The sequence below is a fragment of the Streptomyces sp. TRD_SC_5 genome, from assembly GCF_056836825.1.
In genome coordinates this window covers 6,204,441-6,217,763 of the sequence record NZ_JBWZZS010000001.1, presented here as the reverse complement: position 1 = coordinate 6,217,763, position 13,323 = coordinate 6,204,441, and the positions used below count along the sequence as shown (strand labels likewise).

Genomic DNA, 13,323 nt, shown 5'->3' with positions numbered 1-13,323 from the left:
CAGAAACGCTCAGCAGCCGTCATAGCCGGCCGTCGGCATCGACAGTCTCCGGTGCACGCCGGCCTTCGTCGCGGAGCTGTACGCGGGCTCGTCGAGGCCTGCTGTCTCCAGGCGTACGCCCCGGCGCTCGCACTCGGCGGAGAACTCCCGCACGGACGTCAGGGCCCGCGCCAGCACCCGCTCGTTGGGCGCGACGAAGAGGTCCACCGTGCCCGCATCGACGTCCGCCCACAGCGCGCGGTGGTCCGGGCGCATGCCGTAGAAGAGCAACTGCCGTGTGACGACGTAACCCTTGTCGGCGGCCCAGCGCGCGCACATCGCCTGCTGACTGCGGGTGTCCACCAGGAACGGATCGCTGTCGAGCTCCTCGAGCGGAGTCAGGCTGGCGATGACCGCCACTCGTACCTCGTCCATGACCAGTCCCCCCGCGAGCGCCGGCTGTCGGCGCAGACCCTACTCCGCTCGTGTAACGGGGATCAGGGGGGAGCAGTCTCGGTCTCTTCACGTACGCACAAGCGCATTTCCGATCGGCTGGGCCGGTAGCGCCTACGCTCGTAAGGGAAAGACATCCCTGGCGGGGGCCGGCGGTGACTGACGAGGAGGCCATTCGTGGCGGTGGAGATCACCTGGTGGGGTCATGCCACCTGCACCGTCGCGGACTCGGGGGCCCGGGTGCTGACCGACCCCCTCTTCGCGCGGCGCCTCGCGCATCTGCGCCGCAGGCGCGGCGCGCTGCCGCCGCCCGAGGCCGCCGAAGCCGACGCGGTGCTGGTCTCGCACCTGCACAGCGACCATCTGCATCTGCCGTCACTGGAGCGCCTCGCGCCCGGCACCGTACTGATCGTGCCGCGCGGCGCCGTGCGGGCCGTGCCCGGCCTGCGCAGGCTCGCCGGGCAGGGGCTGCGTGTCACCGAGGTGGAGCCGGGCGACGAGATACGGGTGCGGGATCTGGTCGTACGGGCGGTTCCGGCGCTGCACGACGGGCGGCGGCTGCCGTTCGGGCCGCACCACGCCCCCGCGCTCGGCTACGTCGTCACCGGTGAGGCGCGTACGTACTTCGCCGGGGACACCGGGCTCTTCGACGACATGGCCGAGGTCGTGGGGCTCGTCGACGTGGCCCTGCTGCCGGTCGGCGGCTGGGGGCCCTTCCTGGGGCACGGGCATCTGGACGCGCGCCGGGCGGCGCAGGCGCTCGCGCGGATCGCGCCACGCGCGGCCGTGCCGGTGCACTACGGGACGTACTGGCCGATCGGGATGGACGGGATCAGGCCGCACGAGTTCCATTCGCCGGGCGACGAGTTCGTACGGCACGCGGCGCGGCTCGCGCCGGAGGTCGTGGTGCACCGGCTCGGACACGGCGAGAGTGTCCGGCCGGAGGCGCGCCGGTGATCCGGGCCGCCCTGATCGAGACGGCGCAGGTGGTGGTGGGTCAGCTGGGCCCGGTGGGCCAGGCGAGCCCGGTGGGCCAGGTGGGCCAGGTGCCACCGGAGTCGACCCAGCAGGCGGTCGGCTATCCGGCGCTGTTCCTGCTGGTGCTGCTGGGCTCGCTGGTGCCGGTGGTTCCGACCGGAGCGCTGGTGAGCACGGCTGCCGTGGTGGCCTTCCACCACAGCGACCCGTTCGCGCTGCTGGTCGTCTTCGCGCTGGCGGCGTCCGCCGCGTTCCTGGGCGACCTGGGTCTGTACTGGCTCGGCCTGCGCGGGGTCCGCTCGAAGAACGGCTCGCGCTGGCTGGAGGCGCTGCGCGGCCGGGCAGCACCGGACCGTCTCGAGCAGGCGCGGCGCAAACTCCACGAGCACAGGTCGCAGGTCCTGGTGCTTTCGCGGCTCGTCCCGGCGGGCCGGATTCCGGTGATGCTGGCGTGCCTGCTCTCGCGGATGCCGATGCGCCGGTTCGCCCGGGGCGACGTACCCGCGTGTCTGGCCTGGGCGGCGGCGTACCAGCTCATCGGCATCCTCGGCGGCTCGCTCTTTCCCGAGCCCTGGCAGGGAGTGGTCGCGGCGGTGGCGCTGACGCTGGTGATCAGCGGGGCGCCGGCGGTGTGGCGCCGGGTGCGGGGCGCTTAGCGCTGCCCGGCTCCGCCGCGCGGCGGCAACCCCGCAGGGTATGCCGCCCCGCCGCTACGGGCTCAGGACGCGCGAGCCGCCGATCGGGAGGTCCCACAGCCGCTCGCGTGTCCGGCCCGCCGCCTGCCAGGCCTCCCGCACCCGCGCCAACGGCTCCAGGACCGGCTCGGCGGAGAGTACGAAAGTGCCCCAGTGCATGGGCGCCATGCGCGCCGCGCCGAGGTCCTCGCACGCCTGCACGGCCTCTTCCGGGTCCGCGTGTACGTCGCTGAGCCACCAGCGCGGATCGTACGCGCCGATGGGCAGCAGCGCGAGGTCGATGCCGGGGAAGCGGGCGCCGATCTCCTTGAACCAGTGGCCGTAACCGGTGTCGCCCGCGAAGTACAACCGCTGTCCTTCGCCCTGTTGGTCGCTGAGCACCCAACCGCCCCACAGCGAGCGGCAGGTGTCGGTGAGGGAGCGCTTGCTCCAGTGGTGGGCGGGGACGAAGTCGAAGCGGACACCTCCCAGTTCGGCGCCCTCCCACCAGTCGAGCTCGGTGACCCGGGTGAAGCCCCGGCGCCGGCACCAGCGGGCCAGGCCGGCCGGGACGAAGAGCGGGGTGTCATGTGGGAGCCGCTTGAGGGTGGGGGCGTCCAGGTGGTCGTAGTGGTTGTGGCTGATGACCACGGCGTCGATCTGCGGCAGATCCTCCCAGCGGACGCCGACCGGCGTGACGCGGGCGGGCGTACCGAGGATCTTCTGCGACCAGACGGGGTCGGTGAGGACGGTGAGCCCGCCTATGCGTACGACCCAACTGGCGTGGCCCGCCCAGGTGACGGCGAGAGTGGAGACGTCGGCGGCGGGCAGCGGGCCCGGCTCGTACGGCACCAGCGCGATGTCCCGCAGCCCTTCGGGCCCCGGGCGCAGGGCGCCCTCGCGGGCAAGCCTGGCAAAAGCCTTGAGGCCGGGCAACGGGGTGGTGAGACGGTCGACGAACGACCGGGGCCAGGTGCGGATTTCGCCCAGGGGGCGGGGCGGAGAGAGCGTGCCGGGGCCGACGAGGGAGAGTTCCGCCTGCTGCTCGGTCTGCTGCTCGGTCTGCGCTTGCGTCTCCGTCATCGAGGGCGCTCCGTTCGGGGGCGTAAGCCGGCTTGGGGTCAGCGAAGTTCGTCGAAGGCCAGTGCGAGCGTGCTCAACGCTCGGGCCACATGCGGCAATTCCAGGGGCTGTGCTGACGTGAGGGACTCCAGACGCTGCTCCGGGGTTGCCCCGAGCAGCGGGGCGGTCGCGATCCGTACGCGCAGCGCGCCCATTTCGTCGCCGAACCGGTGTCCGCCGGGGGCGGGGGCGCCGAGCCGTGCGCTCAGGTACTCCTCCAGGTCCATGGAGTCGGTCACCTCGCGGGCGGCGAGGCCGACGCGCAGCGGTCCGAGGTCGGCGTACAGGTGACGGCCGGCCTGCGGCGGGCGGGCGAGCGCGCCGGAGGCGAGGACCGCGCGGTGCGCGGCGGCGGCCACGCGCGCGTGCAGCGCGGCGGCGGTGCGGAGCCGGACGGCGACCGGCTCGGGCTCGCCGAGCGCGTACGTCGCCGCCTCGGCGACGGGCCCGGCGACGACGGCGCCGATCGCGGTCAGCAGGTCGAGGGTCCTGGCGTGCAGGGCGGCGCCGGGCGCGGTGAGGGGGCAACGGGCCACGGCGGCGGGCCAGCTCGCGGGGGTGTACGCCCCCGCCAGGTCGGCGAGGACGGTCACCTGGCCAGGGAACATCTCGGCGGGGCTGACGAACACCGTCTCCTGCGGCCGGTGGAGTGTGTCGCCCCAGGTCTCGTCGCTGATGATGTGCAGGCCCTCGGAGACCGCCGCCTCGCAGACCTCGTGGACGAGTTCGGGCGGGGCGACGGTGGCGGTCGGGTCGTCGGGGACGCAGAGCAGCAGGAGGCGCGGGTCGCCGCCCTCGTCGCGTACCCGTCGCACGGTCTCGAGCAGCGCGAACGGATCGGTCACACCCCCACACTCGGCCGGCGTGGGCACGTGGTAGGCGCCGCGGCCGAGCATCGTGGCCTGCGGCACCCACCAGGCGGGGCAGGGCCGCGGCAGCAGGACGTCGCCGCCGACGGCGGCCATCAGCGCGAACAGCAGCGGCTGGGCGCCGGAGGCGACCGCCACGCACCGCGCCTCGGCCTGCAGCCCGCGCCGCCACCAGTACGCGGCGGCGGCCCCGCGCAGGGCGGGGCCCCCGCCGGGGGGCTCGGCATGGGTGCGCCCTGCGGCCGCGGCGAGGACGGCGGTCAGCTCCGGCAGCACGGGCAGGCCGGGACCGGGGGCAGCCGGCCCGTACCGGACGGGTCCGCGCCCTTCCTCGACCGTCCGCTGCATGCGGTCACCTCCACGCCGATCGCTCGCCCTGTATACGGTTATACGGGTGGTTCCAGTGGGGCGCTTGTGGGGCGGCCCCCGCCCGAAGCTCTGCCCCGGCCCCCGGCCCTCAATCACCGGCCGGGCTCGTTTCCGCCCACGACAAGGCCCACACCCGCCGCCGGGACCAACGGCCTCCCCAGCCAACCTCCGCCCTACGCCGACCCGCCCGGGCCCCCGCCCCAGCCCCCGTCCTCAAACGTCGGCCGGCCACACTTTTCACCCGCGACGAGCCCACATCGCCGCCCCGACCAACACCCGGCAAGCGACCTCCGGCCTGCCACCATCCGCCTCGCACCCCGTCCCCCACCGCCGGGCAGGCTCTATTCCGCCCGAGCGGGCGCGGTCTCGGCCGAGGCGGCCCGCACCGTAGATCCGGCGCAAGCCGGCAAAACTCAGCCCGTCCGGCGATTGAGGACATGCCCGAAGGGCGTCCGGGGCCAGGAGCGCAGCCGCAGGGCGCGGGGGCTCAGCCCCAGGGCGCAGGGTCCGGGGCGCAGCCCAGGCGCAGGGTGCCCCGGCGCCGGACGCGGCCCGCTCCGCTCACCGCACGGTGACCCCGTGCCGCACGACCGCGTCGAAGAGGTAGCCCTGCGTGTTGTGCGCCGAGGTGGCCGGCTGGGTGTTGCCCGCCGTGTCCGTCGCGCGGGCCAGCAGTTCGGCGGGGCCGACGCGCCGCGGGCGCCAGTCGGCCGACCAGCGCACCCAGCTGTCCCGGTGCGGGGTGTCACGCAGCTTCGCCGGGCGCCAGTGCGCGCCCCCGTCCGTACTGACCTCCACCTTGCGCACGGCCGCCGCAGCCGACCAGGAGCGACCGGTCAGGTGATGGGTCCGGCCCGCCTCGAAGTCGGTGCCCGGCGGGAACTCGAAGGTGCTCTTGATCGTCTGGCGGGTGAGCGGAGCACTGCCCTGCGGCGGGTACGCCTCGCCGAACAGCCGGTAGAACTGCGTGGTCCACGGCGACGACAGCGGCGTATCGCTGACTTCGATGTCCCCGAGCCACTTGATGGACGCGATCCCGACCCAGGACGGCGCGACGACGCGTACCGGAAAACCGTGGTCGTACGGCAGCGGCTCGCCGTTCATCTCGTACGCGAGGATCACGTCGTCCATCGCCTTGGCCACCGGCAGGGGCCTGCGCGGCCTGCCGAGGCCGACGCCCCCGGCGACGAACTCGTCGTCCAGGCCGCGCGGCATCACGGCGACCGCGCGGTCACCGATCCCGGCGCGCCGCAGTACGTCGGCGAGCCGCACCCCGCGCCAGCGCGCGACACCGATCGCGCCGAGGGTCCAGGGGGTGCCGGTGACGGGCCGGCCCTGCTGCGTGGCGAAGTAGTCGCGGCCGTTTCCCGCGCATTCGAGGAAGGCGGTGCGGGTCACGGAGGGCAGGGAGCGCAGTTGCCCGTACGTGAAGTCGACCGGGCCGCCGCGCAGCCCGCTGCCCCACACGGTCAGCCTCCAGGCCGACTCGCCGAGCCGCGGGGTGGAGGTGTGGTTGCGTACGAAGAAACGGTCGGCGGGGGTCAGCCGGCCGGTCCCGGCGAAGGCGCCGACGTTGGTCTCGGCGTTGGTGCCGCGGATGACGAAGAACTCGGGCGGCAGCGGCTTGACGATGCCCGGAGCCGAAGCGGAAGGGACCTCGGAGGGTGCTGCTCCACCGGGCGACGCGGCGGCGGGCGACGCGGCGGCCCACTGCACCCCGACCGGCGCCGCCGCGAGCAGTTTCAGCAGGTCGCGGCGGACCACCCCGCCCGGTCCTGAGCGGTGGGGCCCAGAGGTCGTCGCAGCGCTCATCGCGGAACTCCTCGCACGTCGGGAGACAGGGAGGGGGATCCTAGGGGTGCGCAGCGAGCCGGGCCAGAGTGCTTTCCAGGCCACTCCCCTTGCCCTCGACGACCGCCTCCGCGACATCCGCCAGCTTGCGGTTCGACCGCTGCGACATCTGCCGGAGCACCGCGAACGCCTCGCCGCTGTCGCAGCCCAGCACATGCATGACGATGCCGCTGGCCTGGTCAATGGCGGCGCGCGAGCGCAGCGCCGTCTCCAGCTGGTCGACCTCGGCGAGGGCCTGGCGGTAACGCCGGTCACGGACCAGGCCCGCCGTCGCCTGCTCGCCGAGAACGCCCACCGGGCCGTACGCCGCGCGCTCCAGGGAGCCGGGGCGGAAACTGTAAAGGCTGACGGTGACCTCGATGCCGGTCCGGCAGAACGGGATGGTCACGCTGGCCCGTACGCCGGAATCAAGCGCCAGAGCCCGGTACTGCGGCCATCGCTCCTCGTTCAGCAGGTCTTCCGCGTCCACGGGCTCGCCACTGTCCAGGGCGGCCGGGATCGGCCCGTCCCCCATGGCGAGCTGGACCGAGGCGAGCGCGGCCAGGTCGGGATGGGTCGCCGTGGTGCGCCGCTCCGTGCCGCCGTCGGCGATCGTCGCCACGGCGCCGCAGCTGGCGGGGGCGCAGCGTGCGGACTGCTGCGCCAGCTCGGAGAGCCTGCGCACCGCGGAATCGGGCTCCAGTCGCTGGACTTCCTGCTCGGGCAACATGGCGGCGTCCTTCCTTCCTTTTGCGGCTTCCCGCCACCCGGTCCGCAAAACCGCTGGACCCGTTAGCTTTCTCGTATGACGCAGACGGACGACTTCGGCGCGGAACTGGCGGATTTCGTCAGACGGGTCGGTGAGCTGAAAGCAGCGCGCGCGCTGCCGCCGGACGAGCACCTCGCCGTCCTGGACGCGGCTCTCTTCGAACTCCGCCACGTGGCCGACACGTTGTGGCCCCAGTACGAGCAGCTGAAGGCAGCCGCTCCGCACGCCTCCTCCCCCGACCGGCAGGAGCGACAGGAGCGGCAGCTACTCAAGGCCCTGTTCCAGCGGCTGCCGGTGCCGGTCGCCCTGGTGGACAGGGAGACCGTCGTACGGCGGATGAACTTCGCCGCGACGGGACTCACCGGCGTACGCGCCGGATATGCGACGGGGCGCCCGCTGGCGGCGCTCCTGAGCCCCGGGGACCGGGCCGGGTTCCGCTCGCAGGCCGCGGCCGTGGCACGCGGCGAGGGCGACCGGAGCTTGACCGTCCACCTCCAGCAGCGGCCGGACGAACGGCTGCTGGCCACCCTGACCGCGCTGCGCCCGCCGGACGAACCGCATCCGGCGGTGCTCGTCGTCTTCCAGCCCGGAGTCTCCACCGACGCGGCTCCCCCGGACGGAAAGCCGCGGTCCGGGGGGGCCGTCGCGGCCGGCCGGCGGCGCCCCGCGCTGCCGGACCTTGTCGAGACGACCCGGCACACGGAGCGCCTGGACCTGGTCGACGCGATGACGACCGAGCTGCTGTCCGTCGCGCCCGGGGACCAGGAGGCCGCCCTGGTGGGCGCGGCGCGGGTGCTGCACGAACGATTCGCCGACTGGGTGGTCGCCGACACGGTCGCCGGCAAGCCGCTCAAGCGCACCCTGGTGCTCGGGCCCGGCGGCACGGGCGACGAGGCGCTGGTCCAGGCGCTCGCCGGGCAGGACCCGGCCGACTGCCCGCTGGTGATGGAGGCGGCCCGTGGCGGGTCCGCGACCCTCCAGGTGCGGCCGGAGGACACGGACGGCTTCGGTCACGACGCGGCGGGCGATCCGTTCCTCGTACGGGCGGATGTCACCTCACTGCTGTGCGTGCCCCTGACAGCGCCGGGCGACGACGGGTCCACCGGGCCCGTACAGGGGGTGCTGACCCTGTTCCGTACGGGCACCCGGCGGGCGTTCTCCATGGCGGAGGGCCAGGCCATGGACCTGATGTCGCGCCATGCGGCGCTCGCTATGCGGCGTCCCGCAGTGCCTCGTCGCGCAGGGCCTCGTCCCGCAGGCGGGTACAGCAGCGGCTGATCAGCCGGGAGACGTGCATCTGCGAGAGACCGAGGTCCTCGGCGATGCTGCTCTGCGTCATGTCGCGGAAGAAGCGCATGTAGAGGATCTTCTTCTCACGGTCGGGGAGCCTGTTCAGGGCCGGCTTGACGGACTCGCGGTCGACGACGACGTCGAGTGCGCCGTCGGGACCGCCGAGGGCGTCGCTGAGTGAGTATCCGTCGCCCGTACCGGGCAGCTGGGCGTCGAGAGACAGCGCGGTGAAGGAGTCGAGCGCCTCAAGCCCGGTGCGGGCCTCCTCCTCGGTCATGCCCGCCTTCGCGGCGATCTCCGCGACCGTGGGGGCCGGGCCCGACACGGTCGCTGACAGCTCCTGACTGGCGGCGCGGACGCGGTTACGGAGGTCCTGGACGCGGCGCGGCACGTGGAGGGTCCACATGTGGTCGCGGAAGTGGCGCTTGATCTCGCCGGTGATGGTCGGCACCGCGTAGCTCTCGAAGGCCGAGCCGTGGTCCGGGTCGTACCGGTCGACCGCCTTGACCAGGCCGAGCGCGGCCACCTGGCGCAGGTCCTCGATGGCCTCGCCGCGGTTGCGGAACCGGCCCGCGAGACGGTCGGCCATCGGCAGCCAGGCGTTCACGATCTCCTGACGTACGGCGTCCCGCTCTTCGCCCTCGGGCATGGCGCACAGGCGGCGGAAGGCCTCGGTGGTGTCGGGGGCGTCATGGTGCGGGTGCGTCCTGCGGACTGTGGTGGTACGCATCTTCGTTGCAACTCCCTGAACGGTGCAGACGTTTCGGACGGTTGTCACCGCGGGGAGGGCTACCGGGGCTTCCGGACGCGACACGCCCGGAGCGCAAGACTGCCGCTCCCACGGACGTGCCTCCGGTCCGAAGCACATGGTGCACGTGCCCCGGCTTGTCCACGGCAAACGGGTCAGGTTTCGCGGGCGACCGGTTTCCGTGACCGCGTCCCTGGTACTCGGCAGAGTGCTGCTTTTCATCCGCACGCACCGCACGCACCGCACGCACCGCCCCTGTAGGAGGCCCTCATATGAGCACCGACGTCGCCGACCGGATCCTGTCGCGCCTGCGCGAGTGGGGAGTCGAGTGCGTCTTCGGCTATCCGGGTGACGGCATCAACGGACTGCTGGCGGCCTGGGGCCGCGCCGACGACCAGCCGCGCTTCATCCAGTCCCGGCACGAGGAGATGTCCGCGTTCGAGGCGGTCGGGTACGCGAAGTTCGGCAACCGGCTCGGCGTGTGCGTCGCGACCTCCGGGCCCGGCGCGATCCACCTCCTGAACGGCCTGTACGACGCCAAGCTCGACCATGTGCCGGTGGTGGCCATCGTCGGGCAGACCGCGCGCAGCGCGATGGGCGGCGCGTACCAGCAGGAAGTCGATCTGCATTCGCTGTTCAAGGACGTCGCCTCCGACTTCGTCGAGACGGTGACCGTGCCGGAGCAGCTGCCGAACGTACTGGACCGCGCGATCCGTACGGCGTACGCCCGGCGCTGTCCCACCGCGATCATCGTGCCGGCGGACGTGCAGGAGCTGGAGTACACACCGCCGCCGCACGCCTTCAAGATGATCCCCTCCAGCCTGGACCGCAGCAGCTGGACGGCGATGCCGTCGCCGGACGCGCTGCGGCGGGCGGCCGATGTGCTCAACGCCGGTGACAAGGTGGCGATCCTGGCCGGTCAGGGCGCGGCGGGGGCGCGCGCCGAGGTCTCGGAGATCGCGGAGCTGCTGGGGGCCGGGGTCGCGAAGGCGCTGCTCGGCAAGGACGTGCTGTCCGACGAGCTGCCGTACGTCACGGGCTCCATCGGGCTGCTGGGCACCCGTCCGTCGTACGAGATGATGCGGGACTGCGACACGCTCCTGACGATCGGCTCCAGCTTCCCGTACGCCCAGTTCCTGCCCGAGTTCGGCAAGGCGCGGGCCGTGCAGATCGACATCGATCCGCACATGATCGGGATGCGCTACCCGTACGAGGTGAACCTGGTCGGCGACGCGCGGGCGACGCTGCGCGAGCTGATCCCGTTGCTGCGGCGTCAGGAATCGCGGGACTGGTTCGACGAGATCTGTGCGGGCGTCGAGCGGTGGACGGAGATCATGGAGCGGCGGGCCGCCCTGTCCGCCGACCCGGTCAACCCGGAGTACGTGGCGGCGCAGCTCTCACCACTGCTGCCCGACCACGCGATGGTGACGGCCGACTCGGGGTCGGCGACCAACTGGTTCGCGCGCCATGTGCGGCTGCGCGGCGACATGCGGGCGTCGCTGTCGGGGACGCTGGCCACGATGGGGTGCGGTGTGCCGTACGCGATCGGGGCGAAGTTCGCGCACCCGAACCGTCCGGCGATCGCGCTCGTCGGTGACGGGGCGATGCAGATGAACGGCATGGCGGAGCTGATCTCGGTCGCGAAGTACCGCCATCTGTGGGAGGACCCGCGGCTGGTCGTCGCCGTCTGGAACAACCAGGACCTGAACCAGGTGACCTGGGAGCTGCGCGCGATGGGCGGCGCCCCGTCCTTCCTGCCGTCGCAGTCGATTCCCGATGTGTCGTACGCGGCGTTCGCCGAGTCGATCGGCCTCACCGGGATCCGGGTGGAGAAGCCCGAGGAGGTCGAGGGCGCGTGGCGGGCCGCGCTCGCGGCGGATGGCCCTGTCGTACTGGACTTCGTCACCGATCCGTCGGTGCCGCCGATCCCGCCGCACGCGACGTGGGACCAGATCGAGTCGATGGCCTCGGCGCTGCTGAAGGGCGACGCGGACGGGGCGGCGGTGATGAAGCAGGGCCTGAAGTCGAAGCTCCAGGAGTTCCTGCCGGGCAGCCCCAGGCCGGGCGCGGACGACTGAGGCTCCGCCGCCCCTGGCCGGGGCGGTCAGTCGCCGGACGGGCTCGCCACCGAGCCCGGCGAGCCTGTCCGGCGATGGCGGTTGCGAGGGCGACTGCCCTTCGCCTCCGTCGGCGTCGGCAGTATGAATTCTTCGTAGCGGCCGAGCGCGATGATCACGCCCAGCATGAGAACCGGAATGAGTACCGGGATCAGGACGGTTAAGCCCACCATGGCCTTGTCCTTCCTTGGGACGGCCTGTGGGCCGGGTCACCAGCACGGCGGTGCGCAAACCCCCGAAACCGAACACTCCGGGCGCGTCCCGCGCCGCCGCCGTTCGAAGCGGTGCGGGAACGCGCCCGGAGACTCATCCCTTTTTCCCAAGTGGCCGCTCAGCCACGCACCGGGTCCCCCGTCCGGCCGGACCCAAACGCCACTGGCCGGCGGATGTTTGATGTTTGCCACTCCCGCCACGGGTACCCGCGCCGGTAGCCGACAGCGCGAGTAAGAGATGAGACGGACAGCCATGGCCCAGTTCGTGAGGGAAGTGATGACGGCAGGCGTCGCGGCCGTACGGCCCGACGCCTCGCTCGTGGAAGCGGCGCAGCTGATGCGCGCGCAGGACATCGGTGATGTGCTGGTCGCGCAGGACAACCAGCTGATCGGTGTACTCACCGACCGGGACATCGCGTTGCGCGCGGTCGCGGACGGCGTCGACCCCCTCACGGTCAACGCCCAGTCCGTGTGCACGCCGGCGCCGGTGTGCGTCGGTCCGGACGACGAGGTGTCGACGGCGGTCGCCCTGATGCGGCAGCACGCGATCAGGCGGCTCCCGGTCGTCGAGGACGGCCGCCCGCTCGGCGTGGTGAGCATCGGGGACCTCGCGGAGTTCCAGGACCCGCAGTCGGCGCTGGCCGACATCAGCCGGGCGGCACCCAGCGCGGGCCCGGGCACCGTCGCCTGACATCGACACGACAGCACCACACGCAGTTCGAGGGAAGGAGCACAATGCGGATCGCGTTTCTCGTGGCGCCGGAGGGCGTCGAGCAGGTCGAACTCACCGAGCCCTGGCAGGCGGTGACCGACACGGGTGACACGCCCCGGCTGATCTCCACGAAGCCGGGTGAAATCCAGGCCTTCAACCACCTCGACAAGGCGGACACCTTCCCCGTCGATCAGGTGGTCGGCGACGCGTCGGCCGAGGAGTACGGCGGCCTGGTACTCCCCGGCGGCGTCGCCAACCCCGACTTCCTGCGGATGGACGAGAAGGCCGTGGCGTTCGTACGCGCCTTCTTCGACGCGGGCAAGCCGGTCGCGTCCATCTGTCACGGCCCCTGGACGCTGATCGAGGCGGATGCCGTGCGCGGCAGGACCCTGACCTCGTGGCCCAGTCTGCGTACGGACATCCGCAACGCCGGCGGCACCTGGGTCGACGAACAGGTGAAGGTCTGTGACGCGACCCCGGCCACGCTGATCACCAGCCGCAAGCCGGACGACCTCAAGGCGTTCTGTGCGACCTTCACCGAGGAGTTCGCGCGGGCCTCCTCCAAGCGCTAGACGCGGCGCCCGAGCAGAGAGAGCAGCTTGGTCTGTACGTCGGCTCCGGCGGGCGGTTCCACCGGAGCGGCGAACAGACCGCTCTTCTCCAGTTCGGCGGAGTACGGCCCCACTTCACGCACCGCGAAGTTCACCAGGTCGTCGGGCAGCCGTTCGTCGGCGCCGATCGCCCGCGCCAGGTCCCACGCGTGCACCACCAGGTCGGCCACCATCTGCGCGCAGTACGCCGTGCACGGTGTCTCCCCGTACGACAGCTGTACCGTCCGCTCCAGCGCCCCGGGCGCCGTGAACGCCTCACGTGCGGCCGCCGCCGAGCGGTCCCAGACCGCCACCGGGTCGTCGCCGAGCACGTCGCCTTCGGGGTCGAAGCCGAGGGCGCCGTCGGCGCCGTCCCCGGTCGCGCGCCGCTCGGTCACCAGCGGGGGCACCCACAGCTGTTCCACCGTCAGATGGTTGACGAGGTCGCGCACCGACCAGTCGGTGCAGGGGGTCGGTGCCTGCCACTGGTTCGCGCGTACGGCGTGCACGTGGCCGCCGAAGAGGGCGAGCGCTTCGCTGTGGCGCGTGAGGAGCGGGTTCAGGTTCGAGTCGATGGTGTTCATGGTTCACCTTCGGGTACTCGCCGTGCA

Annotated in this window: 14 protein-coding genes; 6 read left to right on the top strand and 8 right to left on the bottom strand. The window is 72.6% G+C overall.

Annotation, left to right across the window (positions count from 1 at the left end):
• Positions 1-9 precede the first annotated feature (9 nt).
• Positions 10-414, bottom strand: a complete 405-nt coding sequence (locus tag AC1P0E_RS28525; protein ID WP_482744974.1) for a hypothetical protein — start codon at positions 412-414, stop codon at positions 10-12.
• A gap of 195 nt (positions 415-609) precedes the next feature.
• Here AC1P0E_RS28525 and AC1P0E_RS28520 point away from each other — a divergent pair, with 195 nt between their 5' ends.
• On the top strand, positions 610-1,389 hold the full coding sequence (locus tag AC1P0E_RS28520) for an MBL fold metallo-hydrolase (protein ID WP_482744973.1): 780 nt from the start codon (positions 610-612) through the stop codon (positions 1,387-1,389).
• A gap of 80 nt (positions 1,390-1,469) precedes the next feature.
• The gene (locus tag AC1P0E_RS28515; protein WP_482745936.1) at positions 1,470-2,066 is read left to right on the top strand and encodes a DedA family protein; all 597 of its coding nucleotides are present in this window, start codon (positions 1,470-1,472) and stop codon (positions 2,064-2,066) included.
• 54 nt (positions 2,067-2,120) lie between these two features.
• Here the strand turns inward: AC1P0E_RS28515 and AC1P0E_RS28510 are convergent, their stop codons facing one another.
• From AC1P0E_RS28510 to AC1P0E_RS28495, 4 genes are all read right to left on the bottom strand, one after another.
• Positions 2,121-3,167, bottom strand: a complete 1,047-nt coding sequence (locus AC1P0E_RS28510) for an MBL fold metallo-hydrolase (protein WP_482744972.1) — start codon at positions 3,165-3,167, stop codon at positions 2,121-2,123.
• A 38-nt stretch (positions 3,168-3,205) separates the two neighbouring features.
• Complete coding sequence (locus AC1P0E_RS28505) at positions 3,206-4,423, bottom strand: aminotransferase class I/II-fold pyridoxal phosphate-dependent enzyme (RefSeq protein ID WP_482744971.1); 1,218 nt, start codon at positions 4,421-4,423, stop codon at positions 3,206-3,208.
• A gap of 582 nt (positions 4,424-5,005) precedes the next feature.
• The gene (locus AC1P0E_RS28500; RefSeq protein WP_482744970.1) at positions 5,006-6,256 is read right to left on the bottom strand and encodes a sulfite oxidase; all 1,251 of its coding nucleotides are present in this window, start codon (positions 6,254-6,256) and stop codon (positions 5,006-5,008) included.
• A 40-nt stretch (positions 6,257-6,296) separates the two neighbouring features.
• On the bottom strand, positions 6,297-7,004 hold the full coding sequence (locus AC1P0E_RS28495; protein WP_482744969.1) for an ANTAR domain-containing response regulator: 708 nt from the start codon (positions 7,002-7,004) through the stop codon (positions 6,297-6,299).
• Between the two features lie 75 nt (positions 7,005-7,079).
• On the opposite strand from AC1P0E_RS28495, the gene AC1P0E_RS28490 reads away from it, so the two are divergent.
• Positions 7,080-8,321, top strand: a complete 1,242-nt coding sequence (locus AC1P0E_RS28490; protein WP_482744968.1) for a PAS domain-containing protein — start codon at positions 7,080-7,082, stop codon at positions 8,319-8,321.
• Here the strand turns inward: AC1P0E_RS28490 and AC1P0E_RS28485 are convergent.
• Complete coding sequence (locus AC1P0E_RS28485) at positions 8,254-9,063, bottom strand: RNA polymerase sigma factor SigF (protein ID WP_482744967.1); 810 nt, start codon at positions 9,061-9,063, stop codon at positions 8,254-8,256. The two genes, AC1P0E_RS28490 and AC1P0E_RS28485, sit on opposite strands and share 68 nt — an antisense overlap.
• Before the next feature lie 290 nt (positions 9,064-9,353).
• On the opposite strand from AC1P0E_RS28485, the gene AC1P0E_RS28480 reads away from it, so the two are divergent.
• Complete coding sequence (locus AC1P0E_RS28480; protein ID WP_482744966.1) at positions 9,354-11,159, top strand: thiamine pyrophosphate-requiring protein; 1,806 nt, start codon at positions 9,354-9,356, stop codon at positions 11,157-11,159.
• A 26-nt stretch (positions 11,160-11,185) separates the two neighbouring features.
• On the opposite strand, the gene AC1P0E_RS28475 is transcribed toward AC1P0E_RS28480, so the two are convergent.
• The gene (locus AC1P0E_RS28475; RefSeq protein WP_482744965.1) at positions 11,186-11,371 is read right to left on the bottom strand and encodes a hypothetical protein; all 186 of its coding nucleotides are present in this window, start codon (positions 11,369-11,371) and stop codon (positions 11,186-11,188) included.
• A 292-nt stretch (positions 11,372-11,663) separates the two neighbouring features.
• Between AC1P0E_RS28475 and AC1P0E_RS28470 the strand changes: the two genes are divergently transcribed.
• Together AC1P0E_RS28470 and AC1P0E_RS28465 are read left to right on the top strand one after the other, a co-directional pair.
• Entirely contained in the window at positions 11,664-12,101 is a 438-nt protein-coding gene (locus tag AC1P0E_RS28470) for a CBS domain-containing protein (protein ID WP_482744964.1), read from the top strand.
• A 44-nt stretch (positions 12,102-12,145) separates the two neighbouring features.
• Positions 12,146-12,694 carry a type 1 glutamine amidotransferase domain-containing protein gene (locus AC1P0E_RS28465; RefSeq protein WP_482744963.1) on the top strand — a complete coding sequence of 183 codons (549 nt, stop codon included), beginning with the start codon at positions 12,146-12,148 and terminating at the stop codon, positions 12,692-12,694.
• Here AC1P0E_RS28465 and AC1P0E_RS28460 read toward each other — a convergent pair.
• The gene (locus AC1P0E_RS28460) at positions 12,691-13,296 is read right to left on the bottom strand and encodes a TIGR03086 family metal-binding protein (RefSeq protein ID WP_482744962.1); all 606 of its coding nucleotides are present in this window, start codon (positions 13,294-13,296) and stop codon (positions 12,691-12,693) included. The genes AC1P0E_RS28465 and AC1P0E_RS28460 overlap by 4 nt on opposite strands.
• Positions 13,297-13,323 lie beyond the last annotated feature (27 nt).